19 protein-coding genes are annotated in these 19,434 nt (G+C 63.3%); 8 read left to right on the top strand and 11 right to left on the bottom strand.

Translation table 11 applies throughout. The annotated features are described in order from the left end of the window. Positions 1-72 precede the first annotated feature (72 nt). The 3 genes from QJT82_RS32490 to QJT82_RS32500 all read right to left on the bottom strand — a co-directional run bounded on the left by QJT82_RS32490 (position 73) and on the right by QJT82_RS32500 (position 4,227). Entirely contained in the window at positions 73-852 is a 780-nt protein-coding gene (locus tag QJT82_RS32490) for an enoyl-CoA hydratase/isomerase family protein (RefSeq protein WP_028343137.1), read from the bottom strand. An 80-nt stretch (positions 853-932) separates the two neighbouring features. Continuing rightward, the gene (locus QJT82_RS32495) at positions 933-3,032 is read right to left on the bottom strand and encodes a molybdopterin oxidoreductase family protein (RefSeq protein ID WP_028343138.1); all 2,100 of its coding nucleotides are present in this window, start codon (positions 3,030-3,032) and stop codon (positions 933-935) included. A gap of 124 nt (positions 3,033-3,156) precedes the next feature. Beyond that, complete coding sequence (locus QJT82_RS32500) at positions 3,157-4,227, bottom strand: substrate-binding domain-containing protein (RefSeq protein WP_028343139.1); 1,071 nt, start codon at positions 4,225-4,227, stop codon at positions 3,157-3,159. A gap of 151 nt (positions 4,228-4,378) precedes the next feature. Here QJT82_RS32500 and QJT82_RS32505 point away from each other — a divergent pair, with 151 nt between their 5' ends. From QJT82_RS32505 to QJT82_RS32520, 4 genes are all read left to right on the top strand, one after another. Beyond that, on the top strand, positions 4,379-5,353 hold the full coding sequence (locus tag QJT82_RS32505; protein WP_028343140.1) for a tripartite tricarboxylate transporter substrate binding protein: 975 nt from the start codon (positions 4,379-4,381) through the stop codon (positions 5,351-5,353). Between the two features lie 39 nt (positions 5,354-5,392). Next, a complete protein-coding gene (locus QJT82_RS32510; RefSeq protein WP_028343141.1) occupies positions 5,393-6,121 on the top strand; it encodes a substrate-binding domain-containing protein in 729 nt (242 codons plus the stop codon). A 377-nt stretch (positions 6,122-6,498) separates the two neighbouring features. Then, the gene (locus QJT82_RS32515) at positions 6,499-7,419 is read left to right on the top strand and encodes a hypothetical protein (protein WP_155258685.1); all 921 of its coding nucleotides are present in this window, start codon (positions 6,499-6,501) and stop codon (positions 7,417-7,419) included. After that, on the top strand, positions 7,416-9,095 hold the full coding sequence (locus QJT82_RS32520) for a hypothetical protein (protein WP_155258686.1): 1,680 nt from the start codon (positions 7,416-7,418) through the stop codon (positions 9,093-9,095). Before QJT82_RS32515 ends, QJT82_RS32520 begins: the two co-directional genes overlap by 4 nt. A 313-nt stretch (positions 9,096-9,408) precedes the next feature. On the opposite strand, the gene QJT82_RS32525 is transcribed toward QJT82_RS32520, so the two are convergent. Continuing rightward, positions 9,409-10,215, bottom strand: a complete 807-nt coding sequence (locus tag QJT82_RS32525; protein WP_028343144.1) for an SDR family NAD(P)-dependent oxidoreductase — start codon at positions 10,213-10,215, stop codon at positions 9,409-9,411. A gap of 163 nt (positions 10,216-10,378) precedes the next feature. On the opposite strand from QJT82_RS32525, the gene QJT82_RS32530 reads away from it, so the two are divergent. The 3 genes from QJT82_RS32530 to QJT82_RS32540 all read left to right on the top strand — a co-directional run bounded on the left by QJT82_RS32530 (position 10,379) and on the right by QJT82_RS32540 (position 13,280). Then, positions 10,379-11,065: a cyclase family protein gene (locus tag QJT82_RS32530; protein WP_028343145.1), complete on the top strand. Its 687-nt coding sequence runs from the start codon at positions 10,379-10,381 to the stop codon at positions 11,063-11,065. A 24-nt stretch (positions 11,066-11,089) separates the two neighbouring features. After that, positions 11,090-12,082, top strand: a complete 993-nt coding sequence (locus tag QJT82_RS32535) for a tripartite tricarboxylate transporter substrate binding protein (protein ID WP_063607113.1) — start codon at positions 11,090-11,092, stop codon at positions 12,080-12,082. A 103-nt stretch (positions 12,083-12,185) separates the two neighbouring features. Continuing rightward, a complete protein-coding gene (locus QJT82_RS32540; RefSeq protein WP_028343147.1) occupies positions 12,186-13,280 on the top strand; it encodes an amidohydrolase family protein in 1,095 nt (364 codons plus the stop codon). 64 nt (positions 13,281-13,344) lie between these two features. On the opposite strand, the gene QJT82_RS32545 is transcribed toward QJT82_RS32540, so the two are convergent. Both QJT82_RS32545 and QJT82_RS32550 read right to left on the bottom strand, forming a co-directional pair. Further along, entirely contained in the window at positions 13,345-13,614 is a 270-nt protein-coding gene (locus QJT82_RS32545; RefSeq protein ID WP_155258687.1) for a hypothetical protein, read from the bottom strand. Positions 13,615-13,746: 132 nt separating this feature from the next. Further along, positions 13,747-14,418, bottom strand: a complete 672-nt coding sequence (locus tag QJT82_RS32550; protein ID WP_229188843.1) for a Crp/Fnr family transcriptional regulator — start codon at positions 14,416-14,418, stop codon at positions 13,747-13,749. Between QJT82_RS32550 and QJT82_RS32555 the strand changes: the two genes are divergently transcribed. After that, positions 14,408-14,560 carry a hypothetical protein gene (locus tag QJT82_RS32555; protein WP_225645868.1) on the top strand — a complete coding sequence of 51 codons (153 nt, stop codon included), beginning with the start codon at positions 14,408-14,410 and terminating at the stop codon, positions 14,558-14,560. The two genes, QJT82_RS32550 and QJT82_RS32555, sit on opposite strands and share 11 nt — an antisense overlap. 220 nt (positions 14,561-14,780) lie before the next feature. On the opposite strand, the gene QJT82_RS32560 is transcribed toward QJT82_RS32555, so the two are convergent. The 5 genes from QJT82_RS32560 to QJT82_RS32580 are packed head-to-tail and all read right to left on the bottom strand — an operon-like array spanning position 14,781 to position 19,336. After that, a complete protein-coding gene (locus QJT82_RS32560; protein ID WP_028343149.1) occupies positions 14,781-15,620 on the bottom strand; it encodes a phosphodiesterase in 840 nt (279 codons plus the stop codon). 3 nt (positions 15,621-15,623) lie between these two features. After that, positions 15,624-16,688: an ABC transporter ATP-binding protein gene (locus QJT82_RS32565; protein ID WP_028343150.1), complete on the bottom strand. Its 1,065-nt coding sequence runs from the start codon at positions 16,686-16,688 to the stop codon at positions 15,624-15,626. After that, positions 16,685-17,470 carry an ABC transporter permease subunit gene (locus QJT82_RS32570; protein WP_028343151.1) on the bottom strand — a complete coding sequence of 262 codons (786 nt, stop codon included), beginning with the start codon at positions 17,468-17,470 and terminating at the stop codon, positions 16,685-16,687. The genes QJT82_RS32565 and QJT82_RS32570 overlap by 4 nt, the downstream gene beginning before the upstream one ends. 4 nt (positions 17,471-17,474) lie before the next feature. After that, positions 17,475-18,290 (bottom strand): ABC transporter permease, encoded by an 816-nt coding sequence (locus QJT82_RS32575; RefSeq protein WP_018272804.1) that lies wholly within the window; start codon positions 18,288-18,290, stop codon positions 17,475-17,477. Between the two features lie 38 nt (positions 18,291-18,328). Further along, positions 18,329-19,336 carry an ABC transporter substrate-binding protein gene (locus QJT82_RS32580; RefSeq protein WP_028343152.1) on the bottom strand — a complete coding sequence of 336 codons (1,008 nt, stop codon included), beginning with the start codon at positions 19,334-19,336 and terminating at the stop codon, positions 18,329-18,331. Positions 19,337-19,434: the final 98 nt, after the last annotated feature.

Below are 19,434 nucleotides of genomic sequence, written 5' to 3' on the forward strand. Positions count from 1 at the left end.
CAGCCAGCATGGTGAATCAGAAACACACTGATTTGGGAATCCCAAATCGATTCAACCTAAACCCATCCCGCTTTAGCGGCCCGTCCAGGTCGGCTTGCGCTTCTCGCCGAAGGCCTTGAGGCCTTCCTTGGCATCCTCGGTCATCGCGAGCAGCGCGATCTGGCTTTCGGTGTAGGCGATGCTCTCGTCGAACGACATCGACGCGATCGCGCGCATCGCGTATTTGCCGCGGCGGATCGCCGTCGGCGACTTGTCGACGATGCGGCTGATCAGCCAATCGACCTTGGCGTCGAGCTCGGCCGCCGGCACCACATAGTTGAGCAGGCCCGCGGCCTGGGCAGCCTTGGCATCGAACGGTTCGCCGGTCAGCGCCCATTCGTTGACCAGGCGCGGCGGGGCGATCGATTGCAGCAGACTCAGCACCTGCATCGGAAACACGCCGACCTTCACCTCGGGCAGACCGAAGATCACGCCATCGGCAGCCACCGCCATGTCGGTCATGCACAACAGGCCCATGCCGCCGGCCATGCAGACGCCGCCGACCCGCGCGATCGCGGGCTTGGTCGCGCTCTGCGACAGCCGCAGCAGGTCGGCATAGTCGACATTGGGGCGCGAGAAATCCATCGAGAAGGCCGCGCCGCTGTTCTGCAGGTCGGCGCCGGCGCAGAACGCCTTGTCGCCCGCGCCGGTCAGCACGATGACGCGCACGTCCCTGTCGTCATGCGCTTCGCGATAGCCCTTGGCGATGCCCGCGATCACACCGGCATTGAGCGCGTTGCGCTTGTCCGGGCGGTTGATGGTGATCCAGAACGCCTGCCCGCGCTTTTCGAGAAGAACGCTGTTGTCGGTCATGTTTCCTGCCTGTTTTCTTGGCCAATGTGCCATTGTCAGCCGACATTTGCGGCAGGATCGGCGCCGACTGCAAGCAGGATTTATGCGGCGGCCGATGCCTTCCGGATCCAGACCTTGTTGTCGTGGAACGCGGCGCCGCCGAGCGGTGCGACGGCCTCCGCCCCGGTCAGCATGTTGATGCCGCGCCCGCCGATATGGGACTTGTTCGGATGGATCGACTCGGCGATCAGCACGCCGCGGCGAACGCCGTCGAACAGCTTTGCGGTCAGCGTGGTCTCGCCGCGCATGTTGCCGAGCGTCACCGCGTCGCCATCGGCGATCGACAGGTCAGCCGCATCGTCGGGATGGATCATCACGGTCGGCGCGCCCTCGCGGGCCTGCGACGACGGCGTCTCGTTGAAGCTGGTGTTGAGGAAGCTGCGCGAGGGCGAGGTCGCGAGCCGGAACGGATGCTGCGCGTCCGCCTCCTCGATGATGGTCCAGTGGTCGGGCAGCGAGGGCATCCTGTCCCACGCGCCCATCAGCCCGCCGGCCCCGACGGGGACCTTGCCCCAGTCGACCTTGAAGTGGAACTTCTTGTCGGAATGGGCAAAGCCGTCGAGATAATGCGAGGTGCGGAAATCGGGCTGCAGGTCGCGCCAAATGTCGGCCTCCAGCGCCTCGATCGTGCCGTGGCCACTCTTCTTCAAGGTCGCATCGATCAGTTGGCGCGGCGTCATGTCGAAGCCGGGATGCACGGCGTTGAGGCGGCGACCGAGCCCCTGCATCACCTCGTGATTGGAACGGCACTCGCCGGGCGGATCGATCAGCTTCGGGCCGACCGAGATGTGCTGATGACCGCCGCCGTAATAAAGGTCGTCGTGCTCCATGAACATCGTCGCCGGCAGCACGATATCGGCCATCTGGGCCGTCTCGGTCATGAACTGCTCGTGCACCGCGACGAACAGATCCTCGCGGGCAAAGCCCTGGCGCACCAGCGCTTGCTCGGGCGCCACCGTCATCGGGTTGGTGTTCTGGATCAACATCGCCTTGACCGGCCCGCCGCCGCGCAGCGCTTCGGGATCGCCGGTGAGGATGCGGCCGATCTTGGACTGATCGAGCACCCGTGTAGCGGGATCGATCGCGTCGTGGCCTTCGATAATCGACTCGTCGAAGCGCCAGATTGCGGCGTTGTTGAAGAACGCGCCGCCGCCCTCATATTGCCAGGCACCGGTGACCGCGGGGATGCACGATGCGGCGTGCATCTGGGCGGCGCCGTTGCGGCTGCGGGTGAAGCCGTAGCCAAGACGGAAGAACGAGCGCTTGGTCGTTCCGACCAGCCGCGCGAACGCCTCGATCTCGTCGACCGGCACGCCCGAGATCGCTGAAGCCCATTCCGGCGTGCGGGTCTTCAGATGCGCCTCCAGCTCGTCCGGGCAGTCGGTATACCGCGCAAGATAATCGCGATCGGCAAATCCCTCGCGGAACAGCACATGCATCACAGCGCAGGCGAACGCGCCGTCGGTGCCCGGCCGCAGCAGGATCTTGATGTCGGCCTGCTTCATGGTCTCGTTGTTGTAGACGTCGACCGCCGCAATCTTCGCGCCGCGCTCCTTGCGCGCGCGGGATGCATGCGTCATCACGTTGACCTGGGTGTTCACCGGATTGGTGCCCCAGATCACGACGAGGTCGGAGACGCCCATCTCGCGCGGATCGACGCCGGCGATCTTGCCGGTCCCGGCGGCAAAGCCGATGCGCGCGATGGTCGCGCATATCGTGCCGTAGAAGCGCGAATACTTCTTCACATGCGACAGCCGATTGAGGCCGTCGCGCATCACGAGCCCCATGGTGCCGGCGTAATAGTAAGGCCAGACCGACTCGGCGCCGAATTCCCGCTCGGCCGCGTCGAAGCGCGCCGCGATCTCGTCCAGCGCCTCGTCCCAGGAGATCCGCGCGAACTGGCCGGAGCCCTTCGGCCCGGTCCGGCGCAGCGGATACATCAGCCGCTCGGCGTGATGAATCCGCTCGGCATAGCGCGCCACCTTGGCGCAGACCACGCCGGCCGTATAGGTCTGCTGTTTGGAGCCCCTGACTCGACCGATCGAGCGTCCCTCGATCACCTCGACGTCGAGCGCACATGCCGAGGGGCAGTCGTGCGGACAGGTGGAATGGCGGATGTCGACCTTGGCATGCTGGTTCATGGCCAAATTGGTAACATCAAACGCCGCCTCCGCCGAGGGGCATTATTGACTCAGCTCGCGCGAAATCCGGGCACGTGCCATGCGGCAGGCGCCCGGATGGGCAGCGATTGGCCGAGCTGTGCCATCAGACTCGGAAGATGCGGGTGTAATGCGATTTGATCGATTCCCCTTCCCGCTCCACCGCCACCGGATCGTCCTTCATCGTCTTGATGTCCTTTAGCGGCCTGCGTCCGGCCTTCTCCTTGGCCTGCGCGTGGACGGATCTGAGGCCGCCGATCTCGACATTGAGCTGCTGGCCCTCACGCCCGAGCGCGAACGACTGGAACAGCCTGGCGGCATTCGGATGCGGACAGTCCTTGAAGATCCCGTTGGGGCCGACAATGATCGGCGACCCCTCGGTGGCGTAGACCGGCTCGACCGGGCGGCCGGCCTCCTTCATCTGGAAGATGTTGTATTCGTTGCCGTCGGCCATGACGGCACGCTCGCCGAGATCGAGCTTCTTGGGTGGATCCGTCGAGGACTGCACCTGCATGATGTTCTGCTTGGCGAGCTTCTCGAAGAAGCTCCAGCCGAGATCGCGCTGCATCTGATAGGTCGCGGTCATGATGGTGCCGCTATAGCCGGGATGCGCCTTGACGATCTTGCCCTTCCATTTCGGATCCAGCAGATCGGCAAAGCTCTGGGGCGCCTCCTCGGCCTTCACGAGATTGGTGTTGTAGGCAATGATCGAAAGCCAGACCCGGAAGCTTGCGAATTGCCCGTCCGCGTCGCGATGCTCCTCGGGATAGTATTTCGCGACCTCCTCCGGAACATAGGGCGCGAGAATGCCGTCGCGCTTCCACACGATGAAATGTGCGGCGTCGGAGGAATTCACGACATCGACGGCATGAATGTTGCTGGAATATTCCTGGCCGACCCGCTGGAACACACGCTCCGCGCCGGTGCGTTCGACGCGCACAGTGATATCGGGATATTTCGCTTCAAATGCCCTTGCCAGCTTCTCGGCAACCGGCAGATCGGTCGAGGTGTAATAGACGACCTGCCCCTCTTTCTTCGCCGCCTCGATCAACGTCGGCATCACCGGTTCCGCAGGTGGCGCGGCGGCCATCACCCGCGTTGAAAGGGCGGCCCCAGCCAGCACCGCGCCCGAGCCCTTCAGCATGTCGCGGCGCGATAGCCCAGGATGTTTCCTCATATGATTCCCCGCACGCGATGGCGAAGTTTGAGTACACCGTCCTCCCGCTCTTATTCCGATGCGCGAAAACGGAGTCTGTCGTCGACAGAAGCTTCAAGTTGCAGCTAGACTTCTGATCAAGAAACAAGACTAAAGTTGGGGGATTCAGTCAATGGCGAGCCTGCGATACGCCTTGGTGTTTGTCGCGGCGTTGCTGACCGTGTCCATGTCAAGCTCATATGCTGAGGCCGAAGACTATCCTGCGCGGCCGGTCAGGATCATCGTTCCCTTTGGTCCCGGCGGTCCGGCCGACGTCGTCGCGCGACAAGTCGGCGGCATCTTGCAGGAAAGCCTCGGCCAGCCCTTCGTGGTGGAAAACCGCACCGGCGCCGGCGGCGTGATCGGCACGCTCGAGGTCGCAAAGGCGCCTGCCGACGGCTACACCCTTCTGATGATGTCGAACATCCAGACCGCGAACGAATCGCTGGTACCGCAGCGCAACTATGAGCTGATGCGCGACCTGACGCCGATCGCGTCGTTGAACACTTCGGATCTCGTGATCGTGGTTCACCCCGCCGTGCAGGCAAAGACCTTGCAGGAATTCATCGCCCTCGCAAAGGCCCAGCCGGGAAAGTTGAACTATGCGTCGTCAGGTCAGGGCACGCCGTATCACATGGCGGGCGAGCTGTTCAAAGCCATGGCGGGGATCGACGTCGTGCATGTGCCCTACCGCAACAGCGGGGAAGCCCGCGGCGGCGTCATCGGCGGCCAGGTCCAGATGATGATCGATGCCGTTCCGGCGATGGCGCCGAACGTCGCCGAAAACCAGGTGCGAGCGCTCGCAACAACCGGCAAGATCCGTTCGACGGTGCTGCCCAACGTTCCGACGGTGACCGAGGCGGGCGTGCCCGGCTATGAAGCAACGATCTGGCTCGGCCTGATGGCCCCGGCGGGCACGCCGAGGCCAATCATCGACAAGCTCAACGCAGCGGTGAATGCAGCCATCAGGCGGCCGGAGGTCGAGAAGCTCTGGGCCGCGCAAGGCGCGGCGCCGATGACCATGACACCGGAGGCGTTCGACAAATTCCTGCGCGCCGATATCGTGAAGTGGGCAGACGTCGTCAAGAGATTGGACAAGCCCCAATAAGCACGCAGCGGCGAGTCCGCGAGCGAAGGAACAGGGCGCATGAAGACCTTGAACATCCTGAGTGGCGGGGCGGCGCAGGGCCTGGTGCGCAGCCTCGCACTCGCGTTTGAAGCCGATACCGGCCTGGGCATCTCCGGTGATTTTGGCGCGGTCGGCGCCATGGCCGACAAATTGCGCGCCGGCGTACCGACCGACATCGTCATCCTGACCGCTGCCCTGATCGCAAAGCTGGCCGACGAAGGGCTGGTTTTGCGCAGCTCGATCACGGACATCGGCCGCGTGGAAACCGCCCTTGCCGTCCGGGCCGGCGATCCGTGGGTCAGCGCCGACGACGCAGCCAGCCTGCGCGCGGCATTGCTCGCCGCGGACGCAATCTTCGTGCCCGATACCAAGGCATCGACCGCCGGAATTCATGTCGCCAAGGTGCTCGCGCAGCTCGACATCGCTGATGTCGTCGCCGACCGCCTGAAGATCTTTCCGAACGGTGCGACCGCGATGCGGCATCTGGCGGAGTCCAATGACCGGCAGCCGATCGGTTGCACGCAATCGACCGAGATCATCAGCACCAAAGGTGTCGTGCTGTCGGGCACTTTGCCGCCGGAATGCGGGCTCGCGACAATGTATACGGCTGCGATCCCGACGCAGGCATCGTCGGCATCGCAGGCGCAACACCTGATCGCGTTGCTGACGTCGCCCGAGACATCACGGCTGCGCAGCCAGGCCGGGTTCGTCTCCGGACCGGAGTCGTCAACACAACCCACGGCGTGATCGGATGCGATAACCTGCCGCCGCAGGGGCACACGGCCAAAATATCGAAAACAACCCCATGCAAAGTAGCCGGCGGCTGCCGGCCGACACGGCCCACTTGACTCGTCGGGCAACTCAGCGGTACGTTTCCATTATTCCGAAATCACGCCGACACCGCCCCTTGCGGCTGTGCCATCCTTGACGCCCGCCGATGGCGGACTTCTCCAGCGACAAAGGCGACGCCTTTGCGCGGGAATGACGGCGCGATTGCTCGGCTTCCGCAATGACATCACCCACGCATGCGCCGCCGTGCCAAAGGCGGCAATCAGAAACCGATTGGTTTCCACGATGCCGGGCTCAATCCGAGGCCTGGGTCGCATAAGGAGAAGGCTACGAAAATGAAGGTCAGGAATTTCCTAAAGTGGACAGCCTCGACATCGCTGATCATCGCGGTGGTCACGGCCGGGATCAGGGAGAGCCATGGTCAGGCCGTGACCATCGCGAATGGCGCCGACGTTGCCGAGGGTTCGACCACCGACGCTCCAGCTACCGTACCAACCAGCGCCGCCGCCGCGACCACGATCTCCCTGCTCAAGGCGCTGAACAACAGTTTCGTCAATGGCACTCAACAGATACAGGGCAACATCGCCGGCGGCACGGCCGACTCCGGCAACCCGGTCAAGATCGGCGGTGTATTCAACTCCACGATGCCGACCCTTGCCGCCGGTCAGCGCGGTGATCTGCAACTTTCGAACTTCGGTGGCATCCTTGCCGCGACATCGTCCACCGGCGCGGACGCTTCGACCAACGTTGGCGCAGCCTTGAACGTCGGTACCGGCGGGTCATCGAACACCAGCGGTGCGCTATTCAACAAGGGCTTCATGTTCAACGGCACCACGTGGGACCGGCAGCGGTCGATCAACGGCGCAGCGGCCGCTGGCACCGGAACTGCGGCGGTGGCCATCGCGCCGACCAGCGCAGCAGTGGGCGGCATCACACCAGTGGTGACCAGCGCGGCTGCCAATAACCTCGTGCTCAAGGCCGGTGCAGGTAACCTGTACTCGGCCTATGCGACCAACCTGACGGCCACGGCCGGTTTTCTGGTGATCATCAATGCGACCACCGCACCTGCGGATGGCGCAATCACTCCGCTCGATTGCGCGCCGCTGCCTGCGTCCGGCTTCGGCTCGATCAACTATAATCCCGGCCCGCCATCAGTGTACTCGACCGGCATCACGGCCGTGGTCACATCGGCTGCCAACTGTTTCACCAAGACCACCGGCGTGATCACCGCCTACATCAAGGGGGCCGTGCAATGAAACATGGCATCACTCGACTGCTCGCTGCCGCGATTCTAACGGGGCTGTTCCCGTATTGCAGCCATGCCCAGCAGGTGCAGACCGGAAGCCAAGTGCTGAAGGTCCCGTTGACGGGGTCGATATTCTCCGACGACACGCCGCCTGCGATCATCCACCGTCTCGCGGATCGCGTGTTGATCGGCGGTGCGGTAATCGCCGACGGCAAGCGCTTCCCGGTGCAGACGACTTGGGTGGCGCAGCAAGCCTCGGGCCTCATGACGTACTTCGACAGCCGCTCGACCTTCGAGGTGGTGAGCCAGCGCGGCGCCACCGCAATCGCTGCGGGCTCGCGCACGAGCGACATGAACCCCTCCGACACCGGCACCGTCGGCTTCCTCGGCTTCGCGCTGAATGACTATCTCGATGCGGTGCAGACGAACCGGCGATCATCGTGGGGGCACTACACCCACGTGGTGCGCGCAGCGGACACCACGACGACCGGCACCGGCGGCACCGGCGGCGTCTCCAGCACGGCTTTCACCTTCTCGCCGATCCCCGGCACAGCTCCAACGGTTGGTGGACGCATCGACGGCACCGGGATCACGCCCGGCACATGGGTCACCGCATATAACGGTAGCACCGGCGTTGCGACCTTGTCGGCTGCCATGACCGTCGCTGCTGCCACTACCGTGACGTACTCGGCATCTGGTGGCGCCATCGCAGGCGGCATCCAGGGCATGGAAATGGATGTCGCGAACCTCGGCAGCATCGTCAATGTCGATCCGTATGGCGGTGGCACCTCGCAAACCGGCATGACGCTTGATCTGTTGCTCGGGTCCGGCGGCGAAACAGGTCAATCGGGCGCCGTCGTCAACCCCGCCAGTGCGGCGCTGTTGATCGCGAACAATCACGGCCAGTTCATGAAAGGTATCGTTGTCGGCGCCAATTCGATCTACGGCAACGACGGCAACACGCCGGGGCAGACCGCGCCCGCTATCGTCATGGCGAAGGGCCATGAAATACAATGGCGGTTCAGCGGCGGCGACGTGACGCCCGCTCTGTCGGCTGTCATCCGCTCCGACAACAACGCGTTGGCGACCCAAACCAAGCTGATTTTCCGAACCAACGGCGCAGCGTTTACCGACCAGTTCGAGAACCAGATCGGCCGGTTTCAGCCACCCGCTACGACGCAGGGGCAGACCACCAACTATCTGGACTTCATTGCCGCCATTGCGGGCAGCGGTTCGCCCAACCCGGTGATCGCGGCGACCGGCACCGATGCGACAGTCGGAATGGACTTTCAGACCACGAACCGGGGCAACTATAACTTCTACAATCTGTCCCACACGCGGCTACTCGCGCGCATCGCTGATATCGGCGGATCGGGCTCGAACGGCAACTCGATCATCATCAACGGCAACGATTCCGGCGCGTCTCCCTCGGTGGCCGCTGGCGGTGTCGATACCAATATCGATCTCGGGTTCACCCCGAAGGGCACCGGGGCGATCGTCATGAATGCACAGATGAAACTGAAGTCCTTCACCGTGGCGACGTTGCCGACGTGCAATCCGGCAATGCAGGACGCGATGGCCGCCGTGACTGACGCGACCGCGCCAACGTATAATGGCGCCCTGATCGGAGGCGGCGCGGTTCACGTTCCAGTTTATTGCAACGGTTCTGCCTGGACCTCGCATTGAAACAGGGACGTCTGCACTTGAGCCGAGAAGCCGCGGCGTACTGGATCGCCCCGCACGCGTGGAGAGCCCACGGCTCCTTCCACGCGTCGTCCCTGCGAAAGCAGGGACCCATACGCCGCGGCTCGTGTCGTGAACGGGACTCGTCGTCCAGTATTGCGCAACAATGACCGTCTGTGGTTATGGGTCCCTGCTTTCGCAGGGACGACACTGAACTTGTGGCGCGATCTCAAGCAGGTTCCGTGTCGTCGCCCGGTCAGGTGTTCAGGCCGGGCGATGACGGCGCGAGACCGCTTCAACCTGCCTTCATCACGCTCTACCGCGCCAGTTGCGTGAGGCCGGTCGGCGGTCCGTCCACCGCGGTCCAGCCGCCGTCGACGAACAGCGTGCTGCCGCTGACATAGCTCGCCGCGTCCGATGCAAGGTAGGCGACGGCGGTCGCGACCTCGTCGGCGCTGCTCCAGCGATTGAACACGGTATGGCCGGCATAGAGGTTGTAGATATCCGGCCGCTGCTTGAACGGACCGGTCAATGCGGTCTCCGCGATGCTCGGCGCGATCGCATTGACGCGGACGCCGGATCGCCCGACCTCGGACGCGAAGCCCTTGACCAGAAGGCCGATCGCCGCCTTGGTCGATCCATAGACTGCAAGTCCCGGCTCGATGGTCACGGCACGCACCGAGGAACATGCAATCAGGCTGCCGCCCTGTTGCTTGACCATGGTGCGACCGAACGCCTGAAAGAACCAGACCGTGCCCTTGACGTTGAGGTTGATGACGCGGTCGAGATCCTCCTCGGTGTAATCGAGGATGGTCTTGCGGATATTCAGTCCCGGCGTCGTCACCGCGATGTCGATCCGCTGAAATTCCGCGAGCGCCCTCGCCGCCAGCGCCTCGACGCCGGCACGATCGGCCGCATCGCAGCTGGCTGATGTTGCCGATCCGCCCTGCTGCCGGATCGCGGCGGCCGTTGCCTCCGCGCCCTCTTGCGCTCGATCGGCGCAGAGCACGCGCGCGCCGAGCGACGCCAGCGCTTCGGCCGAGGATTTGCCGATCCCTGAGGCCGCTCCCAGCACGACGGCGGTCTTGCCGGTGAGATCGAATAGCTTGCGATAGTCGGTCACGTGAATCCTCCCTTCGGCGACGCATGCCGGAATGCAACACTTTCCCGATTTGCTTCAGGTTCGACACCGAGGGCAAGCGCCATCTTGCACAAGCGCGGCAAACGCGTCAGCATTGCGGGCAGAAGCGCGCCTGCGCCAGCTCCGTCAAGAAAGGGCACCCGTCGTGAGGATCATTGACCTGAGCCGAGAGCTCTATCACCGCACGCCGAGCTATCCCGGCCATCCGCCCATCATGCACGGGATGTGGAAGAACCACGAGGAAGCCCTTGCGGAATCGAGAAACGTCTATGGCCTGGCATCGATGTTCATCTCGATGCCCGACCATGGCGGAACCCACATCGATGCGCCCCGGCATTTCGGCCCGAGCGGCATACCGATCAATGAATATCCGCTGGAAAAGTGCATTGTACCGGGCATCTGTCTCGACCTTCGCCACATCGCGCCGCGTGCCGAGATCACCCCTTCCGACCTCGAAGCAGCCGTGAAGGAGGCCGGACGGCCGATCCCGATGGGCGGCACCGTCCTGCTCTGCACCGGCCACCATGCCCGGACGTTTCCGCGCAAGGAATATTCGACCGACAATTCCGGCGTGAATGTCGCGGCGACCGAGTGGCTGGCGAAACACGGCATCGTTCATTTCGGCGTCGACTCGATGCGCCCCGGTCCCGACAGCGACGAGAACCTGCTCGTTCACAAGGCCTGCCTCGATCTCGACATCACCCACATCGAAAGCCTGTGCAATCTGGAAGCCCTGCTCGGCCAGGGGCAATTCACCTTCATCGGCCTGCCGATGAAATGGCGCGACGGGACGGCGTCGCCGATCCGCGCCGTAGCGGTATTCGACCTTTAGATTCGTGATGCGGGGGCATGTCCGATGACGGGTAGATTAGCCCCTTCCTCGCGTCGTTCGATCCTGAAAGCCTGTAGCGCACTTGCGATCGCTGGTCTTACCGGGCGGGCCAAGGCCGCCGGCTACGCGGAACGCCCGATCAAGGTCATCGTGCCGTTTGCGCCTGGTGGACCGACCGACATCATGGCCCGCATCCTCGGCACCCATCTTGGCGAAGCGCTCGGCGGCACCATCGTGGTTGAGAACCGCCCCGGTGGCGGTGGCAATATCGGGATCGGCATTGCCGCACATGCCGAGCCCGACGGCTATACGCTCCTGATCACGTCGAGCGCCTTTGTCGTCAATCCCGGCCTCTACGCCAAAATCCCGTACGATCCGGTCAAGGACTTCGCGCCGATTGCCGAGCTTGGCACGTCGCCGAACGTGATCCTGGTCAATCCGAAGCTTGGGATCAATTCAATCGCCGAGCTGATCGCACGCGCAAAGGCAAACCCGGACGAACTGAACTATGCCAGCCCTGGCCTCGGGACGACGCCACATCTCGCCGGCGAGCTGTTCAAGATCATGGGCCAGCTCCAGATGACGCACGTGCCGTTCTCGGGCGCTGGTCCCGCCATCCAGGCGATCCTGAGCGGAACGACCGAGGTCGCCTTTGCGGCGCTTCCGCCTGCCCATCCACACATCGAGTCAGGGGCATTGAAAGCGTTGGCCGTCACCGGAACCCATCGATGGTTCGATTTGCCTGATGTGCCGACCATGATCGAGCTCGGCTACAGGGATTTCGTCTCCGACACCTTTCAGGGCTTTCTCGCGCCTGCGAATGCGCCCTCCTCCGTTGTCGCGTTGCTGTCGGCGAAATCGATCGAGATTCTGAAGACGCCGAAGATCGCCGAACAGCTGCGCAACGACGGCTTCGAGGTGCTTGCGAACGGGCCCGACGGCATGCGCAGGCGAATTGCCGACGAAGTGCCGAAATGGCGCGGCATCATCGCAAAGGCGGGGATCAAGCCGGTCTGAGCAGATCAACATTGCGCGACACGCACAGCGTGTGATCTTGCGACCATTGGCCAGCATCCCTAGGCTCCCCCTCCATAACAAAACAACCAGGGAGGCGATCGTCATGACCACAAGGCGGGATTTCCTGAAAGCGGGAGCAACGGCGGCGGCAGGCATCGTGTTCTGCGGCTGCGGGCTCGTCCACAACGCAAATGCGCAGCAATCGCGCCAGCAACTGCCGGTCACGGTCAACGGCAAACGTGTCAAGACCATCGACATCCACGCGCATTGCCATTTCCGCGAGGCGGGAGCCCTGCTCGGCGCCGACGCCGGAAAGCTGCAACTGCCGCCGGTCAACGGCGCCAGCGAGGCCTTCATCGAGATCGACAAGCGGCTGGCTGCGATGGACGCGCAGGCCGTCGATATGGAGGTGCTTTCGATCAATCCGTTCTGGTACGACCGCGACCGGGACCTTGCCGTGCAGATCGTGAAAATCCAGAATGAGAAGCTCGCCGAGCTCTGTGCCTCGAAGCCCGACCGGTTCGCAGCTTTCGCCTCGCTGACGCTGCAGGCACCGGACCTTGCGGTGCAGGAGCTGGAGACGGCGGTGAAAAGGCAGGGGCTGAAGGGCGCGGCGATCGGCGGTGTCGTCGATGGCGTCGAATTCTCAAATCCGAAGTTTCATCCGGTCTGGGCCAAGGCCGAGGAACTCGGTGTCCCCCTGTTCATCCATCCGCAGGGCGTGCCCGAGCTCAACAAGCGGCTCTCCGGCAATGGGTGGCTTGGCAACACGATCGGCAATCCGCTCGAGACCACGATCGCACTCTCCCATTTGATCTTCGAGGGCACGCTCGATCGCTTCCCGGGACTGAGAATCATCGCCGCACATGGCGGCGGTTATCTCGGCTCGTATGCCGACCGCTCGGACCATGCCTGTCTGGTTGGACCCAAGGGATGCAATCCGGAGATCAAGCTCCAGAAGGCGCCGGCGGAATATCTCAAACAGATTTATTTCGACTCTCTGATCTTCACGCCGGAGGCGATCAGGCACCTCGCCGCCCAGGTTGGCGTCGGCCAGATCGTGCTGGGAAGCGACTATCCCTATCCATGGCAACTCGCACCGGTCGACCACATCTTCGCCTCGTCGTCGCTGAGCGACGATGACAAGGCCAATATTCTCGGGCGGACCGCAGCAAAGCTGCTTGGCGTAGCCGCGTGAGGACGGCTTGCTGCTGGACAGGCAGCTATCGTCGCGCCGTGCCGCGCGACGACGGCATCAACGATCAGTAGGCCTTCACCGTCCGGATCTCGTTGAGAGGCCGGGCTGTCGGTGCCACCTGCGCGATATTGGGTATCGGATCGGTGTAGACGGCGTCGGTTCCGACGAACTCCGCTTGCGCCGCGTCCGATATCCATCTGACCGCCGCCGGATGACTGACCAGCATCCCGATCAAGGCAACGATGACGAGCAGCGGCAACGCGACCAGCTTGATGCTGAAGCTCTGGTAATTGTGCTGTGGATCCTGCCGTCGCTTGTCGAAAGAGCTCTGCATGGATTCCTCCATATTGTGCTCCCCTGAAGCGTCACTTACCGCAGCGCACGCAAGGCCGATGTGAATGGCTTCACAGGCCTTGTTCAGCTCACCGTTTCGTGAAATGCACGACCGACCGGGCAGCCGGCGCGACTACTCGCCGTCGTTCGCGCCGGCGTCGACCAGCTCCTGCAGCGTCTCGGGCTTCAGCACGACGATCGCGCCATGCTCGAGCCTGACCCAACCGCGTATCGCCCACGCGCGGAGCTGCTTGTTGATGCTCTCGCGCGTCATCCCGACCATCTCGCTGATCTCCTGCTGGGTGATCGAGATGGTGCGCCCCTGCGGCTTGTGCTTGTCGCTCAGGCGCAGCAGCGCGCTGGCCAGACGGCCGGGCAAGTTCTGCAGGATGACCTGCTCGACCTGATCGCTGGTCCGGCGCAGTCTTTCGCAAAGCAGCTCGATGAACTTCATCGCAAGCGTCGGTTGGCTGCGCACGAACGGAATGAACTCGCGCCGGTCAATGACGAACAGCTCGCAATTGGTGTTGGCGGTGGCATCGGCCGTCCGCGACAAGCCATCGAGCAGCGCGATCTCCCCGAAGATCTCGCCGGCTTCGATCAGGTTCAAGATCGCGTTGCGACCATCCGGCGACGAGATGCTGATCTTGACCGTGCCCGAGATCACCGCAATCAGGCTGGTGCCAGGATCGCCCTTGGAAAAGATCGTCGTCCCCCGTTTCAGCGTGGTGTGCTTGGCGTAGCGGCAGAGCTGATCGAATGCCTCAGGCTCGAGATCGGCGAAATAGGGATGCTTGCGCAACACCGACAGCTTGTTGTTCGAAAACAACGGCGCGCCGGAAGTTCGTTCTATGGGCGACGCACCGGTCATCGTGATCCAGACTGATTGTGTTGCGTTCAATCGGCCCGCCAGCACAGCGGACGCCGACAAAGCCATCGATCAATGAAAGCAGACAGAAGTATAGCCCCCCAGGAGCCCTACAGCAACAAAAGGTCCGAGCCGGCGCAATGGGATAGAAGGCATCCAAGGTACAATTTGGAATAAATATGTGTCGATGCAACGCTCAATTGCAGGCTGCGGGCAGCGCTTGGTCTGACATGCCCGGCCCATCCACGACAATCTCGCCTGGCAAAATCCTGTCTGTGCGAGGGGTCAACGCGGCCAACTCACAGCAGCTTGCCGTCTGGCCCAAAGAACGGATGCGGCCCGTCAAACTGACCGATCGGGACCTGGTGCGTGACCAATTGTCCATAATCCGGCCCGCCAAACCACGTGTGCAAGTGAAACGCCGGCGGTTCCACCTTGAACGATGGTTCGCGGAGCTGTCCGAGGTCCAGGTCGACCGCATGGTTCGGCGCGGGGCACAATGTCACGGGTATCCCGGCGAAAGAGGTCAGCATGGCACGATGCACGTGCCCGCAGCCGATCAAACGCACCCGCGGGTGACGCCTGACGATTGCTGCCAGTTCGGCGGCATTGAAAAGGTCCTGACGGTCCATGTGCCAGATGCCGCCCTTGAACGGCGGGTGATGCAGGAAAAGCAGCGCGGGCCGGTCGAGCGCTGCCGCCAGCGTCGCGTCCAGCCATTGCAGCGTCGACGGTTCGAGCATGCCATGAGGCTTTCCGGCAACGCTTGAATCAAGCAGCAGCAGATCGAGGCCATTCACCTCGATCTGCTGGTCGAGCGGACCTGTCGCATGAACATAAGGTGCGGCAGGGAACGCGGCGCGCATCCACGCACGCGAATCGTGATTGCCGGGAATTCCGGCAAACGGAACGCGCAGCGGCGCGAGCAGTCGCTTGAGATAGTCGTATTCCTCGACCGAGGGCGTATCGACAAGGTCGCCCGAGATGACGACGAAATCGGGCGCCGGCTCGAATGCGCTGAGCGCGGCCACGCAGCGTTCAAGCGCCTTCGCGGTATCGACCCGGCCATAGGCCAACGCTCCCGGCGGCTTGATGTGGAGGTCGGAAATCTGGGCGATGAGGACCGGTTTCGACGGCATCGATCAATCTCGTGGTTCGGAGGGGAGCAGACGGACAGCGTCGGGCGCAATCGAAAGCCCGACGCGATCGCCGATCCTGGCTTGAATCGTGTTGGGAGCGTCGACATTGAGCGGCTTGCTCGATGCACCGCTCACGACGAGCCGCTGTCGGTCGCCGATGAAGCTGACGGAATCGACGATTCCCGAAAGTATCCCGGTGCCCGCCTCCGTCACGCGAATGGTTTCGGGGCGGATCATGACGGTCGCGTTCGCGGTCGTCGCTCCACCCGCGATCGGCAGTCGCCCGCCGGGCAGGATCAATACGCCGTTCTCGACCGGAGCCTCCACAATGTTCGCCGCTCCGATGAACTCCGCCACAAACCGGTCCTTCGGCGCGAAGTAGACCTCGCGCGGCGTGCCGATCTGCGCGATTGCGCCTTTCCGCATCACGACAATCCGGTCGCCCAATTCCATGGCTTCGGCCTGATCGTGGGTGACATAGATCGTCGTGATCCCAAGCGCGCGCAACAGCCGGTTGAGCTCGCTGCGCAGCCGGTCCCGCAGCGCGGCGTCGAGCGCGGTCAAGGGCTCGTCGAGCAGCAAGATGCCGGGCCGGATCGCGACGGCACGCGCCAGTGCGACGCGCTGACGCTGGCCGCCCGAAAGCTGGTCGATGCGGCGATTCTCCAATCCCGTGATGTTCGTCAGCGCAACCAGTTCAGCGACGCGTGCGGCGCGCTCGCCCCTCGCAACACCGCGGATCTTCAGGCCGTAGGCGATATTGTCCGCCACCGTCATGTTGGGGAACAGGGCGTAGGACTGGAACACCATCCCGACATTGCGCCGCTCGATCGGGACCGAAGTCATGTCCTTGCCATCGAACAGGACCTTGCCGCCGACATCCGGCAGCTCGAGCCCTGCGATGATGCGCAGCATCGTGGTCTTGCCGCAGCCGGACGGCCCGAGCAGCACCAGCGTCTCGCCGCGCGCAATGTCGAGGGTTGCGGGATCGAGCGCGCGCGTGCCGTCGGCAAAGGTCTTGCCGCACGCCTCGATCCGCACCGCTGCACCGTGCCCGGCCGTACTCATCGCTTGTGATCCCTGTCGGCCAGCAGCTGCATCGCGACCAGCAGCGGAATGATCATCACGAAGAAGATCAGCGTATAGGCCGACGCCACTTCGAGCCGCATCGAGGCGTAGCTGTCGGCGAGCCCGATCGGCAGTGTCTTCGTCAACGGCGTATGCAGCATCCAGGTCAGGTTGAATTCACCGAGCGACAGCGTAACCACCATCAGCGCGCCGGCGAGAATTCCCGGCAGTGCGTTCGGCACGATGACGTCGCGGAATCGCCGCCATGGCGACGCTCCGAGCGAAGCCGCGCCCTCATCCAGCGTCTTGATGTCCACGGTGGCAAACACCGCCATCACCGACCGCACCATGAACGGCATGGTGAAGATCACATGGCCGACCAGGATGAAAAGCCAGGAACGGCGAAAGTCACCGAAGCTGCCATAGGCGAGCAGCAGTGCAAGCGCAATCGCTAGCCCAGGGATCGCCAAAGGCAACGTGATGATCTCCTCGACGATGCGCGCAAGCCGGCCTCCCCGCGTATGCAGCGCATAGGCTGCGGGAACGCCGGCGAGCAGCGTGACGGCAAGGGTCGCGAATGCGATCACGAAGGAGAGCAGGATGGTGCCGGCATAGAGCTCCCAGACCTGCGCGACCCATTGCAGCGTCACGCCGGACTGGATGCCCCGGAAGTAATTGACGGTCACGCCCGCGGAGATCGACAGCCCCGCGGGAACCACCAGGAAGGCGGCAACGAGCAGCGTGAAGATGAACTGGCCGGTGAAGATCAAGCGATCACGCATGCGTTCACCCGGCCGCCGCGACCGCGCTGCCGCTGAACGAGCGGGCGAGCGCGAGGATGAGCCAGGTGATCAGGCCAAGTCCCACCGACAGCGCAGCCGAGGTCGCGAAATTGGCGGCCAGCGTAAACTCGGTGTAGATCAGCATCGGCAGCACATCGATGTTCGTTGCCAGCGTAAACGCAGTCCCGAAGGCCCCCATCGCGGTCGCAAACGCAATCGCACCGGACGCAACGAAAGCCGGCGCCAGCGCCGGCAGCACGACGTCACGCTGCACCGCCCAGGGGCTGGCGCCGAGCGAACGCGCGGCTTCCTCCAGACCGACATCGAGCTTTTGCACGGCCGCCATGATGGTCAGGATCACGCGCGGGATCGAGAAGTAGAGATAGCCGAGGAACAACCCGTAGATCGAATAGGCGAAGACGAACTTCTCGCCGAAGATCCGGTTGGAGAGATCGCCGATCAGGCCCTGCCGCCCCGCCAGCAGAATGATCATGAAGCCGACCACCACGCCGGGAAACGCCAGCGGAAAGGTCAGCATCGCGATCAGCACGGCCCGCCCGGGAAAGCGGTGCCGCTGCAGAAACATTCCGGCTATCGTCGCCACGATCAGCGTGACGACCGTCGTTGCCGCGGCCAGGAGCACGGTATTGATCAGCGTCGCGCGGTAACGAGCTTCGGTCAGGATGGCGAGATATCCGGCGAGACCGTGCGGTCCTTCGGCACCCGCGACCACCAGCCGTGCCATCGGCAGCAGGAAGAATGCCGTGGTCACGACCGCGAGCGGCAGCAGGCAGAGCCAAACGAAGGATTTTTGCGACATCGGAAGAATGGTGCCCCGGCGAAGGGCACCATATTGCCTCAGCGAACCTCGGCGAGATAGCGGTCGACGAAGGCTTTTTGCACGTTTTCCATCTCGCCCCAGTCGACGCTCTTGGCACGAGCATAGTCGCTGTCGGGGAGAAATTTCCCCTTCACGGAAGCCGGCAGCTCAATCGGGCGGGCCGGACGCAGATAGGCATTGGTCCAGATCGCCTGCCCCTTGTCGGACAAGAGATAGTCCATCACCTTCTTGGCCTTCTCCTTGTCGGGCGCGTTCTTCACGAGACCAACGACATAGGGAAACACCACCGACCCCTCGCAGGGAATCACAAACTCGAAGTTGCCCTTCTCCGAGTACTTCGCGCGATAGGCATTGAAGTCGTAGTCGAACAGGATCGGCATCTCACCGGAGACGACGCGGGCATATGACGTCTGCTTGGGTACGATCGGATCGTTCTTGCGCAGTTCTTTGAAGAAGCTGATCGCCGGATCGAAGTTGCCTGGCGAGCCGCCGAGCGCCAGATTGACGGCGACCGCGCCGACATAGCCGACCGCCGCCGACGACGGATCGAGATAGCCGACCATCCCCTTGTAGTCGGGCTTCAGAAGATCCTTCCAGCAGGCAGGCACCGGCTTGCCGCCAAGCGCATCCTTGTTCACGAACAGGCCGAGCGTGCCGGAGTGGATCGTGGTCCAGTAGCCATCGGGGTCCTTGAGGCCGGTCGGGACCTGATCCCAATGCGCCGGCTTGTAAGGCTCGAGCGCATCCTGGGCCTTGGCCTTCATGCCGAAGGTCACGCCGAAATAGCCGATATCGCCGACCGGATTGCTCTTCTCGGCCAGGATCTGGGCCAGCGCCTGGCCGGAATTCTTGTTGTCATGCGGGATATCGTAGTTCAGATCCGCCTTGATCGCCTTCAGCATCGAGGCCCAATCTGCCCATTCCGGCGGACAGTTGTAGCAGATCACGTCGGCCGCCCTGGCGGATTGCCACGGCGCGATCAGCGTCAGCGCCAGCAACGCGAGGACAAGGCGGACGGTCTTCATGGGAGGCTCCGGTCTGGGAGAGGATGCAATGAGGATTTCAACATCAACCGGGCGACCAAGTATAGGCCGCGTATGAATGTTTTGCGACGCGCTTGCTG

The organism is Bradyrhizobium sp. Mp19 (assembly GCF_029952935.1).
GTDB lineage: Bacteria > Pseudomonadota > Alphaproteobacteria > Rhizobiales > Xanthobacteraceae > Bradyrhizobium > Bradyrhizobium elkanii.

What these genes read in the sequence shown, in the direction of transcription:
- QJT82_RS32580 (WP_028343152.1), bottom strand. Translation starts at nt 19,336, where the DNA reads ATGAAGACCGTCCGCCTTGTCCTCGCGTTGCTGGCGCTGACGCTGATC.
- QJT82_RS32495 (WP_028343138.1), bottom strand. Translation starts at nt 3,032, where the DNA reads ATGAACCAGCATGCCAAGGTCGACATCCGCCATTCCACCTGTCCGCAC.
- QJT82_RS32570 (WP_028343151.1), bottom strand. Translation starts at nt 17,470, where the DNA reads ATGCGTGATCGCTTGATCTTCACCGGCCAGTTCATCTTCACGCTGCTC.
- QJT82_RS32520 (WP_155258686.1), top strand. Translation starts at nt 7,416, where the DNA reads ATGAAACATGGCATCACTCGACTGCTCGCTGCCGCGATTCTAACGGGG.
- QJT82_RS32510 (WP_028343141.1), top strand. Translation starts at nt 5,393, where the DNA reads ATGAAGACCTTGAACATCCTGAGTGGCGGGGCGGCGCAGGGCCTGGTG.
- QJT82_RS32505 (WP_028343140.1), top strand. Translation starts at nt 4,379, where the DNA reads ATGGCGAGCCTGCGATACGCCTTGGTGTTTGTCGCGGCGTTGCTGACC.
- QJT82_RS32540 (WP_028343147.1), top strand. Translation starts at nt 12,186, where the DNA reads ATGACCACAAGGCGGGATTTCCTGAAAGCGGGAGCAACGGCGGCGGCA.
- QJT82_RS32575 (WP_018272804.1), bottom strand. Translation starts at nt 18,290, where the DNA reads ATGTCGCAAAAATCCTTCGTTTGGCTCTGCCTGCTGCCGCTCGCGGTC.
- QJT82_RS32500 (WP_028343139.1), bottom strand. Translation starts at nt 4,227, where the DNA reads ATGAGGAAACATCCTGGGCTATCGCGCCGCGACATGCTGAAGGGCTCG.
- QJT82_RS32560 (WP_028343149.1), bottom strand. Translation starts at nt 15,620, where the DNA reads ATGCCGTCGAAACCGGTCCTCATCGCCCAGATTTCCGACCTCCACATC.
- QJT82_RS32565 (WP_028343150.1), bottom strand. Translation starts at nt 16,688, where the DNA reads ATGAGTACGGCCGGGCACGGTGCAGCGGTGCGGATCGAGGCGTGCGGC.
- QJT82_RS32535 (WP_063607113.1), top strand. Translation starts at nt 11,090, where the DNA reads ATGACGGGTAGATTAGCCCCTTCCTCGCGTCGTTCGATCCTGAAAGCC.
- QJT82_RS32490 (WP_028343137.1), bottom strand. Translation starts at nt 852, where the DNA reads ATGACCGACAACAGCGTTCTTCTCGAAAAGCGCGGGCAGGCGTTCTGG.
- QJT82_RS32545 (WP_155258687.1), bottom strand. Translation starts at nt 13,614, where the DNA reads ATGCAGAGCTCTTTCGACAAGCGACGGCAGGATCCACAGCACAATTAC.
- QJT82_RS32515 (WP_155258685.1), top strand. Translation starts at nt 6,499, where the DNA reads ATGAAGGTCAGGAATTTCCTAAAGTGGACAGCCTCGACATCGCTGATC.